The organism is Akkermansiaceae bacterium, assembly GCA_019634595.1.
Taxonomy (GTDB): domain Bacteria; phylum Verrucomicrobiota; class Verrucomicrobiia; order Verrucomicrobiales; family Akkermansiaceae; genus Luteolibacter.
The window spans coordinates 761,729-786,155 of sequence record JAHCBC010000001.1; the positions used below are offsets into that span (position 1 = coordinate 761,729).

A 24,427-nucleotide genomic window follows, 5' to 3' on the forward strand; every position below is an offset into this window, starting at 1 on the left:
GATTAGAAGAGTCAGTTTGCTCGAAAATACCGGGCAGAAGAACCGTCAAACCTGAGTCCCGCTGTCCCTTTGTTCTGCTCAGGGCGAGGAACGTCTACATTTGCTCACCCCCATCTTGCGGCAGGTCTCGTCCATCGTCTCGGTGCCGCTTTTGACCTGTTCACTCCACCTTCTTGTGCTCGAAATCAGCATTGACCAAAGTCTGATAGATTTCGATGGTCGTTCTTTGGTTGGAAAGCGAAACTTTAGATTTTTCAATGTCTTCCATTGGTTGGATCGATTTCTCTTCGGAGCACCGGGAAAAAGTACGGACAGTGATGGACCTGTTGTCTGCGCCGGGAGTGGTTGACGAGCTAGGTATCGGAGTGATCCGGGATACTTTCGCGGATGAGATGTTTCCCGGGATCTCCACCATTCAGACGAGGGCAAAGTATTTCACAGTGACAGCGCTTTTGATCCGGCGGTACCAGACCGAGGAACTGAAAAAGCGCCAGCCGCGGGCGTTCGAGACGTATCTGGCGGAGGAGGAATTGCGTTGCAGGATCACGCTGGTCGAGAGGGCCCCGGAGGCATTGGGAGTCATCGGAGGATCATTCGGTTCCCGAACAGACAGGGATGTGATCCGGCGCGCGTCCTCCGTTTATTGGGCCGGGCTGAGGCTCTTCGGGATAGTCTCGCCCGATGACCTTTCGCTGGCGGAGTTCAGCCGACGGATTTCCGGGGGCCGGGAGGCCTTCGCCGCATTGTTCAACGGGACGAAGGAAGAGGCGGGGGATGATGTGGATGCGGAGCACCGCAGCGGGCTGCCGCGGGTGGAGGTCCCGGAGATCGCAGGAGATTACTGGAAGGAGTTGTCGATCGGACTGACACGGGAGGAGGCGGAGTTTCTGCGTGACCGCATCCGACAGCGGCAGCCGCAAAGTGTGCTCGCCCATCTGCTCGGGAACGGTGGGAGGATGGAGGCACTGGCGGACATCGATACTTTCGAGGTGTTCGCGGAGTCGGATCTGGCGAAACACATTCCAGATGCCGCGCTGAGGAACGCGGTGGTCCACGCCCGCGATTTCTGGAGAATCATGGAGGGTGCGCATATCCGCTACAACTGGCAGTTGCAGGACCGCTTCGGCGATGATGGCGGCCGGGAATCGATGCAGGAGCATTGGGAAACGTGGCTAGCGGGGATGCCGGGTCTTCCCGCCAGTTGGAGCACAGATTTCATGTGGGCGCTGGTCAAGAAGCAGAACCGGTCGGCCAGTAGGCCTACACAAAAATTCATCAAAGGTTGGATCGCGCAAGTCGCGTCAGGCTGCCGGGACCTCGCCTTGTGCGATGAAGTCGTGAGGTCCCAGGAATGCGCCATTAAAAGGAACCGAGCCCGGCTGAGAGAGGGGAACAAACAATCTGTCAACGACTGGATTGGGCTAGGGACGATTGATTACCGCTTCATACAAGTGCGGCAAATCATCCGCGACATCCGGGATGGATTGGGAACGAAGGGGGCGGCCGATGCTTGATTGCCGGAAAAATCGGCTGGATTACGGACAGTTGCTCACGCCGCCCTCCGGCTACCGGCTGGACCGGGCGATCGCCACCGCCTACAGCGTGGATCTCGGGACGTTGCTCTCCATTCCCGTCGCCCTGGTGCATTCCCAGACGCTGGAAGGGGATCCTGGCGGAGCGCGGCTGCAGTTGCTGGAGGCGATCAAGCGCTTCTCCCGTCAGGTGAAGGTATATCACCAGAAGGGACAGCTGCTCCTGCCTGCGAAACTGAACTGGCTCTACGCTTGGTTGGAGGACGCGCTGGTTCCGGTATTGCAAGGCGACCCGTTCTCCGCCTTCCATCCAAAGATGTGGCTCATCCGCTATGTGCCGCAGGAAGATGGGGGGGAGGAGCCACCGCGTTATCGTTTCATTTCCCTTAGCCGGAATCTCACGTTTGATCGCAGCTGGGACGTGGCGGCGAGCCTCGACGGGAGACCCAAGAACAGGCGGGTCCGCAGGAACCGGCCCCTCCTGGATTTCCTGCGCGCATTGGACCGCGAGAGCCCCATCGATGGTCTGGACCGGTTGTTGGAGGAGCTCGGCCGGGTCGAGTTTGAGTCGCCCCATCCCTTTGAATCCCATGCCTTCCACCCGATGGGCACCGAGGGCTACGGTGGAGGCGCGCTGCTGGCGCGGACGCCCCGCGGTCTGCTTGTCGTTTCGCCTTTCCTGCATGAAAAAGCCATCCGGTCGTTGGTTGAGAGGACGACGCGGAGACTTTCCGTGTTCAGCGAATACCGGGAGCTTGAGAAGCTGCCGCAGGAACTGCTGGAGCGCTTCGACGGCCATTACCTGTCGGAAGTGATAGTGGATGGGGAGAAAATGGCGGGAGCGGAGGATGGCGGTCCGGAGGCGATGCAGCAGAACCTGCATGCGAAGCTGTTTATCTTCGAGGATCCGGACAACATCTCATGGTTCCTGGGCTCCGCGAATGCCACGGAGGCGGCGGTCACCAAGAACATCGAGTTCATGCTCGAGCTGCGCGGTAGCCGCCCCACCTGCGGCATCCGGCCACGTCTCAAGGAGTTCACCGGCGATGATGGTGGCAAGGGGCCCTTTATCCCGTTTGATCCGGCGGACGGGGGCAGGGACAATTCCGCGGAAGTGGCGCGGGATGGAATGGTTCGCCGTTTCGAGCACGCCCTCCTCAAGTCGGATATTATCGCCCGGATCGAAACTGCCTCGAACGGAATCAACTTCGACCTCCATCTTGATTTCGACCTACGTGCCGTAGCGGCGCGGGATGGCTTCAATCTGTACGTGCAGCCGTTCAACTGGGGAGGTGAGCCGTCGCGCCTCGTGCCGGGGAGCCGGCAGGAGAGGGTTTTCGGAAACATCGCGGAGGTCGAGCTAAGCCGCTTCATCCACTTCCGTATCGAGGATGCGGCGGGGATGGCGGTTCACAGTTTCCTGGTGAAGATCGATATGCCACTGCCTGCCACCCGACTGGACAATATCCTCCGCCGGATCATCGACAGCCAGGATAAGTTCTTCGATTACCTGCGCTTCCTCCTGGCGGACGAAATCCGCAAGGAGGATCTGTTAGGCAGAGACGCCGGGAAAAAGGGGAATACACCGGCGGAACGAGCGGGAGGGATTTTCAACCACATGCCCATCTATGAGCAGCTGCTAGTCACGGCCTCCCGGCAGCCCCACCGGCTGCGGGAAATCGATGGAATCGTTCGTCAGCTTTCGGAGGGCGGGGATGAAAGCGTGGTGCCCGCCGCGTTCCTTTCGTTCTGGGAAATGTTCAAGCCTTTCATCCCCCTGCCCCCTTCCGGCAAACCATGAGCCCGCAATTCATGGAGATGGCGGTCCATCTGGAGAAGGCGCTGGCAGGGCTGAAAGATTTCCAGAATGCATCGGTGCGTGCCCTTTACGCGGGTCTCTATCAGAAAGAGCTGCCGCGGATGCTGCTGGCTGATGAGGTCGGGCTTGGCAAGACCGTGGTGGCCCGGGGGCTGATCGCTCGGCTCATCAAGGACCGGCTGGAGCAGGGGAACCGGAAGCCACTGAGGGTCACCTACATTTGCTCCAATCAGGTGATCGCCCGGGAGAACCTCAGGAAACTGAATCCTTTTCCGCAGGGGATGGCCGCCGGCCGGCCGGTGGACCGAATTTCCCTCCTCGCCTACGCGCCGGAGAATACGGACGGGGGAGGGCCGCGCCCTCCGCTGGCGCTCAATACCCTGACTCCGGCCACCTCCTTCGAAACCAAGATCGGCATGGGGAACAAGCAGGAGCGTCTGGCAATCTACGCGACGCTTTGCCAGGACAGGCGACTGCGTAACCGCCGCAACGGTTTGAAATGGATTCTGAAAGGGAAGGTCTCCCGGGAGGGACGTGAAGCGTTCTGGCAAGAGATGGATGAAGTGATTGAGAAAGATCTCCGCCCGGATCTGCCCGGCAGATTCCTCCGCATGATCAAGGACAAGATCGTGTCGCGCGATGTCTCGTGCATCTACGACGAGTTTGATTTCAGGAAAGAGCACTCGGTTTACGACCTTCTGATCCTCCTGTCGGAGCGGGTGGATGGAAGGAATTGGGAGAGATGGCGCCTCGCCGCGCGTTATCTTGCCCGGACGCTCAGGGAGTGCCTCATTGAGTGCTGCCTGGAGTACGTCGGAGCGGAGCTTTATATCCTCGACGAGTTCCAGCGATTCCGGGAACTGGTGGATGAAGAAAGCGAGGAGGAGCAGGCGCGGATCGCGCGGATCATTTTCGGCCGGAAGAAGAGCCGGGTGTTATTGCTCTCCGCTACGCCTTTCAAGGCCTTCACCTCCACGGAGGAGGCGGATCGCGGGGAGGACCATTACAAGGACTTCGGCAAGGTCCTCCGGTTCCTGCTGGGGCATGATCCGGAGGGTATTGCCCGCTATGACGACCACCGGCGGCAGCTCCATGAGCAGATCCTGGATCTGCGGAGCGGTTCCGGCGCGAAGCCGCACACCACCCACAGGGATGCGGTGCAGAAGATTCTCCGTTCCGTCATCTGCCGCACGGAACGCTACGGTGCCGCCACGGATCCCGGAGCGCTGATCGAGGATGTCTGGAAAGAGGACAGCCACGCCATTCCGTTCGGATCCGGGGACATCCGGAATTTCCTGGCTGCGGATGGTATCGCCCGCGCGCTGGAGCGGCTTGAGGTGGACGTGCCGAAACCCGTGGAATACTGTAAATCCGCTCTGTTCCCGCTCTCCTTTCTGGATCACTACAAGTTCAAGGAGAGCCTGCGTGAAAGGAAAAGTCGGCGAAGCATCGCCAAAGCACTGGACGCACCCAACGCGTGGCTCGACTTCGCGGCAATGGATTCCTACAGCTGGACACCGGTCGGGGGCGTTGATGGGCCCGCTAATGCGCGCTTGTCCATGCTGTTGGACAAGGCCATCGGCCCACACGGCGCGGCGCTGCTGTGGGTCCCACCCAGCCTTCCCTACTACCCGTTGGAGAAGGTTTTTGGAGGCTCCGAGGGATTCTCCAAAACCTTGGTGTTCTCCGCCTGGGTGATGGTGCCGCGGATGATCTCCACTCTTGTCTCCTATGAGGTGGAAAAACGCACCGTCGGAAATTCCGCGACGCGGGAGGCCACGGAATCGGAGCAAAGAACCTACTTCACCCCGGACGGAAAGAAGCGCCATCCAATCCCGCTGATCCGCTATGCCCGGCGACCGGTGAAGGGCGGAGTGACGCCCGCGAACATGAGCAATTTCACCTTGCTGCATCCTTCCCCGGCGTTGGCAGCCATCGTGGATCCCGTCGGAAATCTCGCGCACGGGGAGACGCTCGGCGTGCTGCGCGGGCGTGCCGCCGAAAAGATTCGCCGACGGATTGAGGAGAGCAAGCTGGCCGCTCATATTGTTCCCGATGGAGAATCCGATCGCTGGTATTGGGCGGCCCCGCTGCTTCTGGATTTGACGGAAAAGGAATCGGCGGATCTTGTTGGACATTGGCTTGGCCGCCATGGGACAGATCGGGGTGGACGGGCATTGGGCGAGGAAGAGGATGAGGCCGGCGTAAAGGAAGAACATCTCCGCTTCTTCGCGGAATGCGCCAGAGATCCTTCGTTGATGGGGCTCGGGCCGATGCCGGGGGATCTCGCGATGGTATTGGCGGATCTCGCTTTGGGCTCGCCGGCGGTGCTGTCACTGAGGGCGCTGCGAAGGAAATTCCCGGATCAGCCGGTGGACGAACTGCTTTCACAAGCCCACGACATCGCGGATCAGTTTTGCTCCCTTTTCAACAAGCCGGAATCAATCGCGGCGGTGAGGCTGAGCGAGAATCACGAGGGGTATTGGAGAATGGTCACCGGCTATTGCGCGTCCGGCTGCCTTCAGTCCGTGCTGGATGAGTATCTGCATCTGCTGTCCGGGCAGCAGACAGACCCCGCGGGGGTGGTCGAAAGACTGAAGGATGCTATCAACCTTAACGTCGCCGGCATCAATGCCGATGACAGGGAATCGTTCGCCACCGGCAAGCCACGGAAGCTGCGCTGCCATTACGCGGTGGAGTTCGGCAGCCAGCGGGTGGAGACAGACCAAGGAAGGAAGCGTGCCAGCAGCCTGCGGGAGGTTTTCAATTCGCCCTTCAGACCGTTCGTGCTGTCCACGACATCCATTGGTCAGGAGGGGCTGGACTTCCATTCCTACTGCCGCCGCATCGTCCACTGGAACCTCCCGGGGAATCCCGTGGATCTGGAGCAGCGGGAAGGGAGGATCAACCGCTACAAGAGCCTGGTCATCCGTCAGCTGCTGGCGGAGAAATACCGCTCCACCGTCATGGAGCACGGCTCTCTGACAACGGACCAGGATGTGTGGGAACGGCTGTTCAGCCTGGCCGAATCCGCCAAGGGGCAGGGCACGTGTGATCTCGTCCCTTTCTGGCATATCGATCCGGATCCGGAGGACCGGCGGATCCGCATCGAGCGCGTCATACCGCTTTACCCGTTCAGCGCGGACAGAGCTCGGCTGATTCACATTCTCAAGACTTTGGCAATATACAGGCTGGCTTTTGGCCAGCCTCGGCAGGTCGAGTTGGTGGACCATCTATTGGGGCGAGGACTAACTTCCGGGGAGCTAGCTTCGGCCATGAAGAGCCTTGTGGTTGATCTCAGTCCGATTAGTTATCTCGGGTGATGCGACGAAATGGCCGCCAAAACTGACATTAGCATTTGACTGACCTCGGAAGACTTCATCGCCGGGCCTCGTTCGAGGATGTCCCGTAGGGAGGCATATAGCTCGTATTCAGGACGACGGGTGCTTTCGATCAGGTTGTAACGGAGTTATCCGCAGTAATTTCATCGTTGTAGACTCTCCTTTGATTCCAATTCAGGTTTGGGGACCCCGGTCGGGGATTAAATGCGAAATTTCACAGACCTTACTCTCAAAGCCGAAACTATTGAACGCTTCCGCTTGCCGGATATTCCCTATCCGGTGGCTGCCGACGCGTTGGATTACGCGTTGGAGAGTGGCGGGGGTCTGCCTTTTGCAGCGATGTTACATGGATTGCAGCAGCGGAGCGATGAGAGTGGCGCGGACTGGATGGCGATGGAGCCGGCGATGGAGAGGTTGGCGGAGCTGATCGCAGACGACGACAACCGGGAAACCCTCGCGGTGTCCGGGGAAGGATGGTGGATCGAGATCGGCCCTGTCGATCTTGGAGGGAGGATCGTGACCATCCAACGGAGAGATCATCTGATCGCGGCGATCGAACCGTTGCCGGAGGGGCGGTTGCGGGTGTCGGTTTTCCGGCCGCTCGATGCGAAGAGCGCCCGCTATTTGACTGAACTCTCGCGGGTGCCGCAACCGGAAGGCGGGGTGTGCATGAGGGATAACAATTGGGAATACGCTCTCGATTGTTCTGCGGGCACGGGGAATTTCTATGCGTTCGATCAAGGATTCGCCCACCTCTCCTATTGGAGCGATGGGTCAGGGGTCTCCAGTGATGGAACGGATTCACCGGAATGGATCTTGAAAAGGAATTTTGTCGCGCGGCCCGCGGCGAGGGTGGCGGCGGAATTGAAAGTTCATGAACGGATGAAGGAGAAGGAGGTCTTGGAATCGGTTTCTCAGGACGAGCCGGAGGACGGGGTAGGTTTGTCGGGAGTTGAGGAGTCCGAAGCGGATCCGGATCCGATTTCGAACGAAGTATCCGCTACAACCTCCCGGACGACCGATCCGTCTAGGCCGCGGAGATGGAAGAGGAAACGCCAGATTGAGCGGACGCTCCGGGGACGTTTTCATGGGTGCCTCCTAGGAGGCGCTGTCGGTGATGCGTTGGGCGCCCCGGTAGAGTTTATGAAGCGAAGCGAGATTCTCCAGGAGTTCGGTTCGGCAGGCATCACCGGTTATGCTCCGGTTTACGGCGGGTTGGGAAGGATCACGGATGACACCCAGATGACGCTTTTCACCGCGGAAGGGCTCATCCGCAGCTTGGTCCGACTCAAGAATAAGGGCATCACGTCCTTCGCTTGCGTCACCGCACATGCCTATCTGCGATGGCTGGAAACGCAGGGCGAGCGACCGAAGATCCAGTTCGACTTTGCCAAGGACGAGACAGGCTGGTTGTTCCAACAACCGGAACTGCACAGCCGTAGGGCTCCGGGCAACACCTGTCTTTTGGCATTGCGGGAGATGAGCGGGCTCGGGGATCCGGCGATGAACAACAGTAAGGGCTGCGGAGGGGTTATGAGAATGGCACCGGTCGGGTTGCTCGTCTCGCGGGCGGGCGAAGATACGTCGCCGGAGGAGGCGTTCGAGATCGGTACGGAGCTGGCGAGGTTGACCCACGGACACCCGACAGGTTCGCTGACCGGTGGAGTTCTGGCGGTTCTGATTCTGGCCCTTGTCGAAGACGTGCCACTGCTCGAGGCGATTGCCGCGGCCAAGGACATTCTACGCGGGAAGGACGGCTATCAGGAGACATTTCATGCGATCGAGTTGGCGGAGAACACCGCCAGTTCAGGAATGCCGCATGATCTGGCGATCGCTCGCTTGGGCAAAGGATGGATCGCTGAACAGGCGTTGGGGATCTCGATCTATTGCGCGCTGGTGGCTCGGAGTTACAAGGAAGGGGTCATGTTGGCGGTCAACCACGACGGTGATTCGGATTCGACTGGAGCGATCGTAGGCAACCTGCTGGGGGCGATGCACGGAGTGAAAGCGATCCCCTCCGAATGGCTGGAACCGCTGGAACTTCGTGGTGTGATCTCTGAATTGGCGGACGATCTTTACGATTGTCCGAATTGGAGGATAGGGCCGTACACGCCGGACGAAGAATGGAGCCGCAGGATTTGGGAAAAATACCCGGGATTTTGAGAAGCAATTCAAGCGAAGTGGGGAAAAGTCGGAGAGCGGATATTCGCGCCGCCCTCGGTCGCCGCGACTCTCACGGGCAAGCAAACAGTTTTCCGATGCGCGCTCCGAACCAAGAAAAGGATGGAAGTATTTCATGGGATCTTATCCCCACGCCGAGCCCAAGATCGATATGAGACGTTGCTACTTTTCCCTCGTCCAAGAACGTCAAACTATCGTAGATCTACCAGACATTTTTCTACCAGATAGATAATCACCTATGAAAATCTCAGTTAGAAGAAAGATCACCGAGACCTGCACGGGCATTTGCGACAGTTTCGCCGAACGTACAGGCATCTGCGTGCTCCGTGACCGATTGGGGCACCCTATTTCTGATGATGTCGTAACCTTGGATATAACGGGGTATCGTCAGATTGAGTCCTACACCTGTGGGTTCGTGGCAGGTCTGATGGTGCTTCATACTTTCCGTCCCGAAGCGAATATCGACCGCTTTTTCAAAGCCGTCAGGCCGACTCAGAAGTATGGAGCCTCCGCGCGTAAGGTCGTCAATGCCCTACGGAATTTTCGTATCGGCGTTTCGATTCGCGAGGACCTGGATTTCAGCGGAATTCGGAAGCAAATCGATAATGGATTTCCGATCATTACCTGCGTCCATACCGATGACCCGCACATTGATCACTGGGTGGTGATCTATGGCTACGGAACTAAGCCCAATCGGGTCTTTATCGCTGCCAACGGCCTACCCTACCTCGCGCGGCGTGAGTATTCTTTCGCCGAATACTCGAAACTAGCCAGTCCGAGGCGATTCGGACTGGTGTGCTGGGGGAAAACGTAGCGACTGAAATTTTAGAAATTGCTGCTCAAGCAAGATCGTAAGACCGATGGTATCATTTTTCACACAACCGCACACAATTTCAGCTTCAGAAAATGGTCTGGAAGGATGGAGCCGATCTCCTCGTTGCCATCAGGCTTGATGTCTGCGAACTCACTGTTTGCGGTCGGTATCAGGGAATCGGGTGTGAGCTCTGTGGATTTGGTGGCCGCGTAGCGGGCGAGCTCGGTGGTTCATAAGTTTTTGGTGATGCTTCCGATTTCTGTTCGCTCCGGGAAATGGTGCTCGTCGGATTAGCCGCTTTAGAAGGTTTGTCACTTGTGAACCTTCCCAGAAAGAATCCGAGTGTTGCGGACACAAGGGCAATGTATAAAACAGGAACTTTCGGAAAGGGAGACACGCGCGCTTTAGGCGATGTTGGTGTGAATTTTAAGCAACCTCCGGTTGTTTCTGCTGCCCGACCGAGTGCCCCGGCCAGTGACTGGAGGGTGAGTTCACCATGAAGGAAGGATAACCAGTCTTCCTGCCACTTTGATGGGGAAAGTAATGGAATCTCAAGTGGCGAATTGATGTCTGCGCACCAACCTGCCTCAGCGTAGAGCATGCGTGCGGTCGAGCTGATTCTTGCGTGAGCTCGTAAAGCTAAAGTTGTTCCGTTTGCAGCCGTTCCGGCTTCGAATGCAATCGAGTCGGGCCCATCGGTGATTTCTCCGAGTCGATGCCAGCGGAGTTCATTGCCATGGAGAAGTTCATTTTCGGCCAGCCAATGTGTCCGGATGGGATCGCCACCGGTGATCCAGTCAGGTGATTGGTTCATGATGCCTTCAATGGAATGATAAATTGTTGATCGTTTGCACGAAAGCGGATGCGACCGAGTATGATCCCGAGAATAACCCCGGCGGAGCACACTTTCGGCTTCCCTCCCCTTGTGAGGTAGATACCTCCTCTAGGGCCGACCAAGATTCGTGCCAGTTTGATTCCACTCGATGCAGCGTCAGCGGGCTTGCAGTCGCAGAGAATTGCCGTGCGGGTCACCGTGTGAAATCCGGTCCTATCCGAGAAATGACGGATGGCCTTGACGAGTTCGCCGTGTTTGTTGGTTCCGTTACCCAACACATCCGCACATTGATTGACCACGAGATACCATCGGTAACCCTTGCGCGTGAATGACCTAACTGCTGTTGGATGCAAGTTGTTGATCCGCTGAACGAAGCCGCTAATCAGATTAGAATCTCCTTTTGTGGGTTTGTCCCGCCGACGATAAACGTCGATCAACTGCTGAGCGGATACGATCATGACGATGGAATTAACTTGCTTGAGGAATGCCTCGAACAATGGGTTCCTCTTCTCCGCCTGCGGGCCGGGGGAGAATGACTCGGTGAAATCCTCCCCTTTGATGTCTATCCAAGAGTCCACATTTTCAATCAGGCCTTCGCGTTCGAGTGTGAAGCGAGAAGGATTTTCAGTCTTGAGGGGTTTGGAAAGTTGTAGCAGGTCGCCCGGATTATAGATGCCCGCACCAGCGAGTTCGGTGAGTCCCTCATAGATCAAGGTGCTCTTTCCGACGCGGGTGTTTCCACAAACGATATGATTGCTGGCCGTCGGCCAGAATGGAAAAAGCATTTTACCTGTGGCCACGATTGTCCTGCCTCCGCGGCTCGTCCATAGCCAGCTTGGACGAAAGTCCGGTTCATATTTGGGGAGGGATCTCCCGATAAGAAAACCTTGGGTGCCTTTGGGTAATATGCTCATGACGGGGGAGGCGCGAAGATTTCGCCGAATATTTCAATCAGGATGTCGGCTTCATCCGGTTCCACTGGTTTCACTGCTGATACGAGGTCTTGAAATGCAGGGAAACAAGCTAAGATCGCCAACACGGCTGCAACGGAATGTCTGCTTAGAGGCAAACGGTGTCTTTCGGACAAATGGAGTATCACGGAATCACCGTAGAGCTCAAACAACGGAACCCGATTTCCGAAATGTTCATGGAGTAAGTCAAGCACCGGTGACGTCGTTACCTCCTCCGCGACTCCGATTAGAATGGCAAGATACGGGGAGGCTTCCCCTCGTGCTGCGGCCATAAACGTCACAACCGCATTCGGGTCAACCGGTGCGGATTCAAGATCCCAGACGGCGAGACGGTGTGATCGGCTGTTACGTGAAATCGGGGTGGCTTCTTCCGGGAACGTGTGCTCCAGGAGGGGGAGGATGGCTTGACCTGATGGCAGGTTGAGGATCACCCCGGTCCTGAGATTGGCTGTGAGGTTGTCAACCGAGTTGATCAAATGCAGGCGGCTGCTGGTGAGCGGACCCAAGCCCTGTGGATCATGCTCCTGAAGGATGGGGAGCGTCAGGTGCGCACAGCGGCGGGCGAGGGATCCGGCAAGATGGATCGCCAATTCCGCTTCCTTTAGTTTTGTTCTCCGGAAAAGGTGTTGCATGACTAGATTGACTCGAGACGTTGAACTACGCAGTTGGCTTTCCGCACGATTTGATCATCCAAGTCGTCGTTAACGGCAAATAACAAGGCCCGGAGGTTTTCCTCGACCAGTGGCCAGGATTGTTCCGTTTCGTCGATGAGGTCCAGAATCATCTGCTCGGCTTGCCTGAGCACGATCGCACCCTTGGCGATGACAAAGCTTGCAGCAGCGCCGGCGACAGCGGTTCCAATCGCTATTCCTGCGGTAGACGTTACAAGAAAATCAATAAGATCGGCCATAAGCTCGTTGGTGTCGGATAGATGCTCGTTGGTTTGGTCTAACCGGTCTGAGATGGGCTCGAGCGCCTTGTTCCGCATGCCTGTCAACCAGCCTCTGCTATCTCCGTATTCTTTTGGTTCTGTCAGGAGCTTCTGAGTCCGGCCTTGAACTTCAGAGACACTCACCAGCGAAACTGGCAGTAGCAGACCGATACTGGGGAGCGCATGTAGAATTCCGGACTTGGTCATTGCCGCATTTTCAAAGTTGGTCCACATTGCGACCGGACTTTCATGATTGCCGGTATTTGTGATTTGCATCCGGGAGGTCGTTCTCAAATTGAGGATGAACTTCCCGATCAGGTTCCGAAGCCGGGGGTAGAGCTGATCTTGGGCGTAGATGGCGACACGTGCCTCGCGTGCGTTGCGGGTGAGTAGCTTGAACTTTGTCATCATGTGGGCGACTGACTCCAACTGGATGTCCCGGATGGCTTCCCGTCGTTCGTTGATAAACAAGAGCCGCCAGTCGGTCGCCGCCTGTTCGAGAGCGAGTTCATGATTTGTTTGTTGATTCTTGCGTTCTTTGGCCTGTTCCTGGATTTCGGTGGCGTTTTGGTGACACTGGAGGATCGAGTAGATCAGCTCCTCTTTGCCGGGCTTGGCAATCCGTCGCAAGCGTTCAAGAAGGGTTTGGATTCGGTCGATCACTTCGTTCGCGGCTTCCACAAACGGAACATGGCAGATGAAATCCGGAATCGCATCCGGCAACGGCGGCCCCACAGGATCGGACAAGTGGACGAGCAGTGGCGTGGGAAGCTTCGGATGATTCTCGAATGGGGCTAGAATCTGGGTGCCAGCGGACTGGTCTCGGCAGACTAGCAGCCAGAAAGTTGCCGGATCCCACGAGGAAACGAGATCTAAAATGCCATTGCCCGGTGCCGTTTGGGGGTGGCAAACAAGAGTCCACCCGGCTGGGAGTTTCTCGAAGTCAGCAACCACATGAATGTGGGCGAGGTTGCTTCGGGATGCCTGGCGGACGTGGGCTAGTGCTTCCTCTTCAGTGATAGATTTTCGGCTTTGTCCCATGGGGATGACGGAGAACTTCGGATTAGAAGCCTTCGGGTCCGACTCAAAGTAGAGGACGGTGTTGAGGTAAAGGCGATCCGCCGAATTGGCCGGAATCCACTTGGTGTCGAGGACGCCGGTTTTGCCGAGCAGAGGCTGGATGAGCGAACCTCTGGCGCTGTCGGTGGTCTCGATGATCGAGAGACGTCGGCTGATCTCGGAATGGCTCTCAAGGCGTCCTTTGGTGCAGATTCCGATAAGCTGGTCATGGAGTTTGGCGAGTTCACCCTCACTGTAGGTCTTGAGTTTTTGATGGAGAAGTTGGAGGTTCATGGGTGCTGAGGTGGCTGCAATGCATCCAGTTCCGCTAGTCCGTGGCGTAGTCGGTGTCGCGGTTTTTGAGGTGGAAGGGAGTCTGGTGTTCAAGGGGACTCCACGCGGCCGGTTCCCCAGCATACGGTGGAGGAGCTAGAAGATACGGCAAGAATAGGCTGTGATGCTTCACATGTGGCACATTCCAATCTGAAGAAACAGGAGTGGTCGATTCTCAAATTCCGCCTTTCTGCTTCCCGATCCTGATTCAACGAAAGCATCTACCGGCAGGAACTGCTTCACGGGAAGGACTACTTCAAGCAGACAGAATGCTGTCAGGCTGCATCTGCGCTGGCGGCTTTTCGCCAAACTCGACACGCGTGTCACACATGCGAAAGATGCTCCGCTTCGGGGAATCCTGAATTGGGTGGAGGTAACCTCTGGGGCAAAGAGTTGATTGTCAAAGTCAACCCTTTCCCCTTTGCGAGAGTACCATCCGGAAGGTCCATGAACTCTCACTCCAGACCGGTGAAGACCTTTCCCTGTACCTTTTCGATCGGGTTGAGTATTCCTAAGCGTTCTTCCACCACCTTTGAAATCCTGATGAAGTGATGACGGATGCTGGTTCCGCGGAGTGTCGGGAGTCGCATCATCAGGCTCATGGCGGTTGCGACTGAGAACCGCGGCCCGACATCGAAGGTGGCGTCTTCCTCGTGGATCGGGAGAAACCTACTGACATTAGAGGTGAAGTAGTCCTGTCCGTGGACAAGCTCATCCCGGTAAACCTGCTTATTGAACCAGACCGGGAAGGAGGCGGGTATTCCAAGGAAGGCATGAAGTGCCCGGGCATCCATCTGGTCGGAAGGATCGGACTGGAGCTTGGTGCACAGGGTCAAGGCGCGGTCCAGCGAGTCCTGTGTGTGCCACCCGTGCAGTGCTTCATCGAGGACGATTCTGGCGAGCCAGCTCAGCTCAGATTGACCGAGGGAATCTATCTCGACGGCCGCTGTGATGATGGGGAGGCGCCCGATCGAAAAATGGGAAGCCCAAGCGGTTTTGTCGGGAAGAGCCGTGCGGAACTGGGTCTCCCTGTCCAGAAGCCAGTCCGCGTACGCCATGGGGCGGTCGGTGAAGGCGTAGATGGAGGAGGCGTCCACCGTCAGACTGGAAACAAGCTTCATGCGAGGACCGCGTTTTATGCCAGGATCGGCATGTTCACATGCGGGAGAGTGGCCGGTCCACCCGCTGGTGAGGATCGAGGCCAGCCAGTCCAGAAGTTCGTCGCGGGGTGCAACAAGGCGTTCGACGGGCAGCGAGAGGCGGACGAACGTAATTCCCGAGGCATGTTGGACCTGGCGGTTGGACAGCAACGTCTCGCCCCATGCGGATTCGGTGGATTCGAGAATCCGGTTGATGTCGATCAGGCAGAGCCACGGCTCGCCGTCGAGGTGGATGAGACGGAGCGGGCCGAAGCGGGGGTGACTGGCAGTGGTGATGTGGTTGGTATATTCGGGTTGCATGGTGGCGTTTGTGGCAGGTGATGGGAATTGAAGTTGGTTGATGTCGCCAAATGGCAACATCAGGCGGTTGCAGTAGGAATGGACGGAGGATCGGAAGATTCTGAGGCTGTTGAGGCTTCTGCTGACACCGGTGATGGAGATTCCCCGGCAACTTCGGTCCAAGGAGCGGGTACAATCCACCTCCCGTCGTCCATTTGCCGGGTCAGGCCGGCTTCGGTGAGGAATGACAGGCGCTGGAGCAGTTCCCCGGCGCTGATCCGGTGGAATTTCCGGGTCAGCTCCCGCAGATGCAGTGGCGATACTGAGAGCTTGTCGATGATCGCGGCATTGGTCGGATCGGGTGTGAGGTCCTCTCCGGGAGGAAAAATCCGGTGCAGAGTGGCGAGGTGGTTGGCGTGAATGTGCGTGGCGAGCGTGCAGGCGCGGGCCACCAGCTCGGGGTTGTTCTCGGGGCGGGGTTCCCCTCCTTGGCGCTCAATCAGCCAGAGCGCGGTGGACAGGTTCCATGGGAGAGCCGGGATCGGGTTGGCTGATGCCGGAGGGAGGCCGGTGATGGCCGCACGTTGGGCCTGTTCAGTGACGGCTTTGTCGAGGACGGCCACGAGCTCTGGACCGGGCAGAAAGGTGATATTCGGCCCCAACCGTGCTGCGAACACCGCCTCGAAGAATTCGGTGTATGGCGTGAGCGATGTTTCAGTCGCGAAGGGGGGCGGACTGTTCGGAGGAAATTCGAGGAGCAGTCCTAGCGGGGGGAGGGCATCCATTCCGGTCTGTCTGAACACCCGGCGGAGACGCAGCCTGTTCCCCCAGCCGTGGAGGGTGACGCGTGTATGGGGCGGCTCCGTGGCGGTCGAGGTGAGGATGGAGGGCGTCTCGCCGATATTGGCGAAAAATCTCCTGTAGCATTCATCGCCGGGAGCGAGGGCCAGAATGTCCGGGCCAAATGAGCGATAGCCGGGGTCGTGAATATCGGTTCCGTCTAGGAGATCGTGGATGAAGGTGAAGTTGTCGGGTATCACCCGCGGACAGGTAGATTCGGCTGCGGCTAGCACGGGATCCGGAAGGATGTCCCGAACCGCGGCGCATTGCTTCATCAGGGTGCGTGCTCGCTTCATCATGGCCGGTGAGGGAGCGTTGCTGATGAAAGAACTTACCTTGTTGTGAACGGTCTCCTGGAGGGCTTGGAACCGTGAGGTCGATGTCTTGAACCAACCGGGACAGTGTTCATCGTCGCTGAGAACGGTGACTGGCGAGCCGATGATATGAGGCGATAGGCCACGGGCTTTCCGGTAGCAAACCTTTCCACCGACGAGAGCCGTGCCGAACAGAAGTCCGTGGGCGACGATCCACTCAGCCGGAATGCCGGTCATGTGCGCGACATTGCGGCACCCGGCGACGAGCTGGTTGAAATTAGGCGTGGAGGGATGGGTCATGGTGTTTCGATGGAGGTGAGGAGAAGTTTCGGGAGGGCGTCGTCGAGGCTGCGGGAACCGATGCGGAGCGTTCCTTCTGCGGTGATGGAAAGGACTTTCTCTTCGATCAGCAGTTGGACCAGCGGGCGGTAGAGTCCGATGCGCTGGTCATTGAAGGACCGGGCGAGCTGGCTTTCAGTGACGAGTTGTTTTTCGGCGACCTTGCGGACGATGGCCTTCACCCGCTTCAGGAGTTCGTCACGCTCGGCGGCATGGCGAAGGTCGGTCATCGCCCGACAGTGGCGTTCCAGCAGAGCGGAGGAGGAGGCGAACACCGCTTCGATGATGGCATCGTCGGTCGGGAGAGCGCGTCCGTGCATGTGCCCCCTGAGCGTCAGGAGGAACCATGCCAGCGTCAGGGGAAGGTTACGGACCGACGAGCCGATGGTGACGTCGCTGGCATCGCAGGCGGCCTGGTGGTCGAGAAAGCGCTTCTGGAACCTGCAGGCGTGCGCCGGAGTGCTGAATGATGCCTCCATCGGGACCGAGTTGCGACGGAGGATGATCGCCCGGGAGATGGCCGTCGAATACAGGGTCGAGAAGTTGGTGCTCTCCTCGGACACGGCGAATTCCGGAAGGGTGTTCGTCAGGAGAAGCGTCTCGTTCAAGACGGGTTCCAACGGCGGCTGCAACTGGCGAAGGAGATTCGGATCTTCCCTGAAGACGGCCTGAACGCCGGCAGTCCGGTGAGGCTCGATGCCGACAGGGTGAACCGGCTGCGGGACTTCGATCTCGGTGCCACGCATGAAGGTGAGGAGATTCGCCACCTCTTTCGCCGGCTTGCTGGCGGACGCGAGGGAGCCGAGAGGAATGCCAATGGCGAGCGCGTGGCCCCGGTGGCAGCCGTGGAGCAGTTTTTCCAACCGAGCGGATGGCGGGGAGGTCAGCAGGATCGCCGGGTGGGTGATCGCTTCCAGCCGGCAGAGCTTGGGATATGGGATCAGGTCGCTTTCACCGCCTGCCACACGAGAGCCTTGGGGATCGAAGGCAGCACCCTCCCTGAGTGCCTTGAGGACGTATCCCTCGATCTCGCCGCGTGAGTTGATCTTGCCGGGATCTCCCGCGAAGGAGCCGTACATCAGGTGGTTCAAGGCGGCAGGATTGATGCCGGCCATGTTCGCCAGGATCTGGCGGTTGGCTCGGAAAGCCGGGCTGAGGAGGTGATCGAGGACGAAGGGGAGGTTGCCTTGGTTGTGCGGGACGACGAGGTGGCATTTCGGCAGGGGGACGAATCCCCACGGGAGCTTCAGGTAGGCGAACGGTGAGGCAACCCCGGAGAAGATCGTCGCGGCGGTGACAAGGACATTGGCGGGGTCAGCCCCCATGATCTTGGCCCATTGGGGAAGACCGATCAATTCGAGAACGGGGGGAGTGGAGGGCGTCGTGTTTTGTCGGTTTTGGCAGTTTTGTCCTTGGGGATGTACGAAATGGTGCATTTGTAGTTAGGTAGGTGGGTAAGGTTTCTTCACATCTTCGAGTCAGGTGAGGGTCACAACCACGGACGGCCTGCCCGTCGGTGGCTTCTCCTCCGTGATCGTGAATCGTGAAGGGTAAAGCTGGTGGAGCCGGCGGATTTCGTCTTCGTCGAACCCGTGGGAGCGGCCCAGATTGCGAAGTGTGATTTTTCCTCCGTGCTGTGCCAAAACTGCCAGAAGTGACAGAAGTCTCTTGTGGTTGTGGGCGGTGCGGGTAACGGCAAGGGCTTCGAGTTGGCGTTCGCTGAACCAGCGCATGGCGATGACAGCGGATTCCGCCGTGGACGAACTCAGCATCCGGGCGTGGGCCTCGGAACCATGCTCCAGCGCATGGAACACCAGTGCCAGCCGGTAGGCATTTTCCCCCCAACGAGCGACGGAGGGAGCCATGTCGGAAAGGTCTCCCTCTCGGGTCCTCCGTCGAATGTTCTCCTGTTCATAGGAATGGAGAACTTGGACGGCTCCATCGTCAGGCTGGACGCAAAAGGCATCCCCCTGATTGTTACGGTAGGCCGTCAGGAGTCCGGTGATGGTTTTCGTCCAAGCCTGGTTGATCGCAGTTGAGATGGGAACCGGCGGTGCGTCACGGAGCCGGGGCTCCGCCTTCACATCGACGATGAGACAGCGGGCGAGAAATCCCGAGTCCCGCAGCTTCTCGTCGCCAAGGGCTTCTTGGGCTGCACCCGGTTGGACGAGCCAGAGCAGAGTGAGGCACGGATGCTGAAGATGCACCCGGTCGCGGTTCACCCGATCGACGATGAGGGTATCGCCGGAGTAAGCGGAACAGTAGAAATCCTCGTCTCCTCCTTCTTTGCCGTAGCGCCCTTTGACGATGGAGAATATCCCCCTGGCTTCGCTGGACAATGAGGCGATGGCGTTGTGAGGCTGATGGAGCATCGCGATGCCCAAGGCCTCCTTGGTGGCATCCGCCACCGAGTACTTCGGGGCAGCGGCCAGCCTTGCCTTGATGTCGTTGATGCGGGTTTGGAGGATCTGGAACTCCTGACGAAGTTTGCCGGCTTCCTCTCCTTCCTTGTTGGCTGCTTTCTGAGCCAAGGATTTCGCCTCTCGTTCGAGAAGTTGGAGTTCCGCATCGAGCGGACGTCTTGTATCCTCCTCAAACCGGCGCAAGGCTTCACCTCCGGCTGCGTAGAACGGAGCCGCCGCGAGGTTGAACGATTCGCCCTTGCCCGCCCCCGATTCAGCGATGCCCAAGATGTAGAGATTCCCCTTCGTCTGTCGTCCCCCTCCCGAAGAAAGCGCGATTCCTCCTCCCAAAGCAGCCGAGCCGATCCCGATGACACAGAGAGCGGCCAGCGGCACATTGCCCGAGGTGGAGACCCTGGCGATCTCCGCAGTCATAGCCCGGGCGACAGGCGGAAGAGCCTCCACCGGGAAGGCGATGTTCTTCTCTTCATCTTCATCACCAATGTCAGGAGGCGTGGGCGCGACGCGGGTGGGAAAAGGCAGAGGAATGTCCTCGAAGTATGTCCTCTTGTTCATGCCTCCTCCCTTCCGGCTCCGGGGTTGAAATACAGGACACGCTGGCGAAGGCTTCCGTCACGAAGTCCTCCCGGCATCCTGACGAGCTGACAACGGGTCCACGTAATCGGGTCAGCACCGAGGGAGACGGCATAGTGCATGAAGGCCCTGAGCTTTTCCTCCGGAACCCCACGGCAATACCACCACGCATGGAGGGATTTCCCACCGGAGTGGACCACCATGACCAAGGGAGCCCAGGTGGTGAGATGCCAGATCAGAGCTGCTTGTTCATCGAAGGTGCCTTGGTCGAACTCGGTGACGAGGTAAAGACGCGGCCCGGTATTCTCCAGCGTACGCGGCGACCAATAGTCCTTCCCTTGAGGTTTGCCCAAGGGAGCACTCATGGCGCTGGGGACGATCAACGGAAGGTCGTCGAGCTTGGTGCCCCAGCAGAGACGCGGCATCGTATTGCAGGCCCGCGTATCATCCCCCGCGCAGATGAGGGGATTGTCATCGAAGAGAGTCCCAATGATAGCGGAGGCAGCGAGGGGAGGTTGGCAGGGCTCCGGGCTGGCTTTCGCCAGATCGACCATCTGCCGGATGGCCGACTCGGCGATTGCTTTCGCCTGGAGCAACGGGTCACGGAGCGGCCATTTGGAAATGCGTGGAGATCCGCCGGCAACCTGACGTTTGGCCATTTCGTCCGGAGAGCTGTTGTGGACCGCATCCCGGATTTCCTTTTCGGGAACGGGACGGCCGCAACCGGCCACCGCAACCCTCAGAACCAGATGGATTTCCTCATTGGACAGCCTGCCAGCAGGTCCGCCGCGGCGATGGAGCAGACAGGCGCTCCGATAAAGCCAGGGGTGAATCCCGCCGCCCGCCGAAGGACGATGGGGGAGAGAATTGATGATGTCGTTAAGAGTGAAGGACATTTCGGCACTTATGAGGTTGTGTGCCGCTCCGGAAGAAGGTAGACTCTGGCAGGTCGTCAGAAACCGCCGGGTCGTTCTCAGCATGGGGGCGGCCCGGACTTTTAGGCGTTGGTGTGGTGGTTGGAGTTGTTCACGTGGTCGGGGTCGGTTCCGATGAGGGAAGCACGGTCCTGATGGGTGGGGCGGATGGTTCCGAGGTGGAGACGGTGGGTCTTCCCTTCGGATCCTGCGGCGGTGGTCACACGGTAGTGGTGCATTTGTGCCTTCGTTGGTGTTGGGTTCAGGAAAGAGATCCGGTAGGTATTCATTGCCCGCCGGATTCGCCTTCGATCCAGGCGTCGAGATCATGGCGTTTGATGCGGACACTCGCCCGCGTGCCGGGACCGCTGGGTTGGACCCGGCGGGCTTTCAGCAATCCATTTGAAATGGCTGCGCGAATGGTCGGCGTGGTGAAGCCGGTATATCGCGCAGCCTGAGGAATCGAGAGCCACTGAAGTGGAACATGATTGGTGCTTGCTGCCATTTGGTTGATGAAGGTGTTGGCTTGTGTTGGAAAAGCTGTTGTTAGGCGCTGCTCGTCACGGAACCCGGCTCACCATCGGACAACGAGGAGCAGTGGTGCTCCGTATTCGGGTGAACAACGCCGCTCAGGGTGAAGGAAAGGGATGGGCTAGCAGAGAACATCGCCGAGGCGCATCCGGCGAACCTCATGTCCACATCATTGACGGGGAGGTGAAGGTATTGCTCCGCCGCCTTGACGGTATGAGAAGAGGCAGATTCCTGCTTTGTCAGAAGCAGGGTAGGGGACGCAGGCGGACCGGCCTGCCACCATCCCACAAAAGCCGGATAGTCTCCGGAATTACTGATTTTCTCAGGTGAGCGTTCGGTTCGCATTGGCGAGCGAACGATGCACCCCGAGCGGGACTCTCTGCTACGATCAGAATTGTGTCGCCGACCTTCCGTGAATCTTCAGGACGACATGAAGAATTTTACAAAAAACTTTATTTCAAATAGTTGAGAAAATTATCTTCACGCTTCTTGGTGCGTTCTACTCGTTCTGCGACGGCGGCTTGGAACGCCAGACGGTGAACAAGATGATGGCTGCTCACCTTGCGAAAACAGGAATCCCCGCGGATGAACTTTAGCAGCAGGCCCAGATCCTTGGGATCGGCGATCCATGGTTCGACCGTTTCTTTGAATTTTCCTGTCCGGCGGTTGAATGCCGAATAGAGCCGCTGGAGCTTTTCAATGGAAATATCTTCTGATGGAACGGAATCCCATATCGAAATTCGGTCCGTTTCACTCTCGAGGAACTTGCTGAATCTCTCATTGTCGATCCGCATCAACCCAAGCACTTCGGCCAGTTCGTTACTGCTTTCGATGCGACTTCCGAAAATCCGCATCGATTCCGTCACGACACCTTGCCAAGTCATACGGTTTTTGGGGTTTTCGATAGATTTGAAAGGTGTGAGGGAAGCTGCCACCCAGTCATCGAGAACCGATTCCTCATCACTGTGGGTCACAATATGGATAAGGCGGGTGGCGAGGGGACGATTCGCCTGAGCTAGATCTTCAAGCTTGAGGCGACTCAGTTCTAACAGGTCCACCGAGGCGGGAACCCACGTTGATAACGAACGGTCGTACACGACGGGTTTCCATCGTAAGCCCGATGGCTCGAAAAGGGGAACGTGAAGAGGGATTCTCACTTGCAGCTCCTTCCCGTTGATCACTGGGATCCGAGCGAATTCACTGCGTCCCTGCAGCAGCTCGCAGAACGCTTGCGGACGGAGAGAACGCGGCATTGTTGCCAGGACAAACACAATGTTCTTGAAGGGATCAAGAAGGCGATTCTCCGTATCGGAACTTTTGCGAGGATCAGTCGACTGCAGATCATCGGCGAGACCTCCGAGAAACAAGCGGATCCTCCGGAGATTCGACGACAACTGCTCCCAGCGCGTCTCTAACAAATCATCCCGATACCGCTCCTGGAGCTTCTTCCTATTCTCGACGAACTTCGCCGACATCATTTTGCCGGCGGGATGTCCCGGTGGCGGTGAATCGAACTTCCCCAAGGCGGCCAGCTTAAGCATGTATGAGTTCGTCCTCTGAAGAAGCGGCATCCCATCGGAAGCAGCGGAGTCCTTGTTCTCGGCAGCTTCTTCGGCGGCAAGGGCTGATTCAAATTTATCCTGATCAACACCGAAGAATCTCTTGAAGAGTTTCTTCGGGTCCCCCTGGCCTTTCTCCAGAGCTCGAACATATTGCTCGTTCGCGACAACCAGATCGACAGGGATGGCCAGCCGCTGCTCCGTCATGTTGCGATGAGCATTGTGTTCTTCTGCCGCCTGAATTTCGCGGCGAAGGGCGGTGGCCTTCCACTTCTCGAATTCTTCGTCGGGATTCATGCGGAACCTTCCTTAGCGTCTTTCGCAAGCGGGTCCTCGTCAATCCTAGCGGATGGAGTGAGATCGGGGAGAACGGCGATGGCACGATCGAGTGCTTCGTCATGATGGCTGTATCGGGCGTGAATCTTGCTCGATGAATGGCCGGTGAGTTTCTGTCGAACATCGGCATGGATGTCAGCTTCGGCCAGCCAAGAGGCGAAAGTATGACGCAGGGCGTGGAAGCTTCGCGATGCCTTCAGGCCACCGGGCTGATCGATTTCCCGCGGAACTCCCGTCCGTTTCATAATGGCGATGAATTGCATCGAGGTGGTCGCAGTAGCCTGAGCCTTAAGTTTGGGAAAGAAGTCGCCTTTCTTCTCGCCGAGCCAAGAAACACAGGGAGGGGTGAGGGGGACAGTGATGACCTTTTTTTGTCTGGACGTTTTCGAAGGCATGATCACCAGCCGCGAGCCATCGACATGCTTCCGCGAAAGACTGAGAAGATCGCCGAGACGGAGTCCTGTGTGCGCAGCAATGAGGATTGCCCCGCGCCATTCTTCTGTCGTTTCTGGATGATCAAGCATCGCTCGGATTTCTTGGGCAGTGAACGGCGCGCGTTCGATGCTGTCCTCTTGGCGCAGGGACCGAGATTGCTTCGCCGGGTTGTGAGTGGCCACTCCCATTGCGACGGCATGTTCCATGACCCTTCGGAGGCTCGCCAGAGCCTTGTTGATCGTGGAGGCACGGCGATCGCCTTTCTTTCTCGCCTTACTGATGGCTGCGTCAATCTGGTCAGAGGTGAGGGATTTCACCGATGCTTTCATCGCTGAGGGTCCCAGGACCGCCTCAAAGAGATGGAGATCCTGTTCATATCCTCTGGCCGTGGAACTTCCTACATGGGGCTTCTGCTCCGCGATCCACTTCTCCCAGAACTCCTTCAAGGTCGATTCATCGAAATCAGGATTGGCCAGCTTGTGGAGCCTGTGGACAAGTTCCTCAGCCCGCGTCAGCGTGAGTTCCCCTGCGGCGGCTTCCTTTGCCGCCGTTTCAATAATCCTGGAAAATGCTCGTGGAAGGGAAGACGCTTTTTTTGACGCGTCTCGTTCTTCCATCTCAAAGCCTGCGGCGATCCGTTGAGCCTCGCGTTTTGAAGAACAGCCAGTATCTCTCGACGTCCTGACTCCATCAGCCGTCTTGAACTTGGCGATCCAACTGTCACTGCCTGGCCGCTTGTAAAGGGTCGCCATGGGCAGAAATGTAGACACAAATGAACAAAAATGAAGTAAAATGTGTCTACGTTGTTCCTAAGTGTCAGATAATTAGCAACTAAGATCCGTAAGGTCGTAGGTTCAAATCCTACTCCCGCAACCAATATAAAGCCCTGAATCTGAAAAGATTCCGGG

The 24,427-nt window shown here is 57.8% G+C and carries 18 protein-coding genes; 5 read left to right on the top strand and 13 right to left on the bottom strand.

The genetic code is table 11. The features are described 5' to 3' along the window. The first annotated feature begins 230 nt into the window (after window positions 1–230). The 5 genes from KF712_03185 to KF712_03205 all read left to right on the top strand — a co-directional run bounded on the left by KF712_03185 (window position 231) and on the right by KF712_03205 (window position 9,687). A complete protein-coding gene (locus tag KF712_03185) occupies window positions 231–1,514 on the top strand; it encodes a hypothetical protein (GenBank protein MBX3739970.1) in 1,284 nt (427 codons plus the stop codon). Next, a complete protein-coding gene (locus KF712_03190; protein ID MBX3739971.1) occupies window positions 1,507–3,333 on the top strand; it encodes a phospholipase D family protein in 1,827 nt (608 codons plus the stop codon). The genes KF712_03185 and KF712_03190 overlap by 8 nt, the downstream gene beginning before the upstream one ends. After that, on the top strand, window positions 3,330–6,674 hold the full coding sequence (locus KF712_03195) for a hypothetical protein (GenBank protein MBX3739972.1): 3,345 nt from the start codon (window positions 3,330–3,332) through the stop codon (window positions 6,672–6,674). The genes KF712_03190 and KF712_03195 overlap by 4 nt, the downstream gene beginning before the upstream one ends. Window positions 6,675–6,896: 222 nt before the next feature. Further along, window positions 6,897–8,855: an ADP-ribosylglycohydrolase family protein gene (locus tag KF712_03200; protein MBX3739973.1), complete on the top strand. Its 1,959-nt coding sequence runs from the start codon at window positions 6,897–6,899 to the stop codon at window positions 8,853–8,855. A 256-nt stretch (window positions 8,856–9,111) separates the two neighbouring features. Then, entirely contained in the window at window positions 9,112–9,687 is a 576-nt protein-coding gene (locus KF712_03205; protein MBX3739974.1) for a hypothetical protein, read from the top strand. 169 nt (window positions 9,688–9,856) lie between these two features. On the opposite strand, the gene KF712_03210 is transcribed toward KF712_03205, so the two are convergent. The 13 genes from KF712_03210 to KF712_03270 form a co-directional block, all read right to left on the bottom strand. Continuing rightward, the gene (locus KF712_03210; protein ID MBX3739975.1) at window positions 9,857–10,501 is read right to left on the bottom strand and encodes a hypothetical protein; all 645 of its coding nucleotides are present in this window, start codon (window positions 10,499–10,501) and stop codon (window positions 9,857–9,859) included. Next, entirely contained in the window at window positions 10,498–11,436 is a 939-nt protein-coding gene (locus tag KF712_03215; GenBank protein ID MBX3739976.1) for a hypothetical protein, read from the bottom strand. Before KF712_03215 ends, KF712_03210 begins: the two co-directional genes overlap by 4 nt. Next, window positions 11,433–12,125 (bottom strand): hypothetical protein, encoded by a 693-nt coding sequence (locus KF712_03220; protein MBX3739977.1) that lies wholly within the window; start codon window positions 12,123–12,125, stop codon window positions 11,433–11,435. The genes KF712_03215 and KF712_03220 overlap by 4 nt, the downstream gene beginning before the upstream one ends. Before the next feature lie 2 nt (window positions 12,126–12,127). Then, entirely contained in the window at window positions 12,128–13,777 is a 1,650-nt protein-coding gene (locus KF712_03225) for a hypothetical protein (protein MBX3739978.1), read from the bottom strand. A 494-nt stretch (window positions 13,778–14,271) separates the two neighbouring features. Beyond that, on the bottom strand, window positions 14,272–15,336 hold the full coding sequence (locus KF712_03230) for an antA/AntB antirepressor family protein (GenBank protein ID MBX3739979.1): 1,065 nt from the start codon (window positions 15,334–15,336) through the stop codon (window positions 14,272–14,274). After that, window positions 15,336–16,709, bottom strand: a complete 1,374-nt coding sequence (locus KF712_03235) for a winged helix-turn-helix transcriptional regulator (GenBank protein ID MBX3739980.1) — start codon at window positions 16,707–16,709, stop codon at window positions 15,336–15,338. Before KF712_03235 ends, KF712_03230 begins: the two co-directional genes overlap by 1 nt. Then, window positions 16,706–18,103: a hypothetical protein gene (locus tag KF712_03240; protein MBX3739981.1), complete on the bottom strand. Its 1,398-nt coding sequence runs from the start codon at window positions 18,101–18,103 to the stop codon at window positions 16,706–16,708. Before KF712_03240 ends, KF712_03235 begins: the two co-directional genes overlap by 4 nt. 123 nt (window positions 18,104–18,226) lie before the next feature. Continuing rightward, window positions 18,227–19,726: a DUF3987 domain-containing protein gene (locus KF712_03245; protein ID MBX3739982.1), complete on the bottom strand. Its 1,500-nt coding sequence runs from the start codon at window positions 19,724–19,726 to the stop codon at window positions 18,227–18,229. Further along, window positions 19,723–20,640, bottom strand: a complete 918-nt coding sequence (locus KF712_03250; protein MBX3739983.1) for a hypothetical protein — start codon at window positions 20,638–20,640, stop codon at window positions 19,723–19,725. The genes KF712_03245 and KF712_03250 overlap by 4 nt, the downstream gene beginning before the upstream one ends. Window positions 20,641–20,741: 101 nt before the next feature. After that, window positions 20,742–20,897 carry a hypothetical protein gene (locus KF712_03255; GenBank protein ID MBX3739984.1) on the bottom strand — a complete coding sequence of 52 codons (156 nt, stop codon included), beginning with the start codon at window positions 20,895–20,897 and terminating at the stop codon, window positions 20,742–20,744. A 47-nt stretch (window positions 20,898–20,944) separates the two neighbouring features. Continuing rightward, a complete protein-coding gene (locus tag KF712_03260; GenBank protein ID MBX3739985.1) occupies window positions 20,945–21,163 on the bottom strand; it encodes a helix-turn-helix domain-containing protein in 219 nt (72 codons plus the stop codon). A 478-nt stretch (window positions 21,164–21,641) separates the two neighbouring features. Beyond that, window positions 21,642–23,045 (bottom strand): hypothetical protein, encoded by a 1,404-nt coding sequence (locus KF712_03265; protein ID MBX3739986.1) that lies wholly within the window; start codon window positions 23,043–23,045, stop codon window positions 21,642–21,644. Continuing rightward, complete coding sequence (locus KF712_03270) at window positions 23,042–24,271, bottom strand: tyrosine-type recombinase/integrase (GenBank protein MBX3739987.1); 1,230 nt, start codon at window positions 24,269–24,271, stop codon at window positions 23,042–23,044. The genes KF712_03265 and KF712_03270 overlap by 4 nt, the downstream gene beginning before the upstream one ends. Window positions 24,272–24,427: the final 156 nt, after the last annotated feature.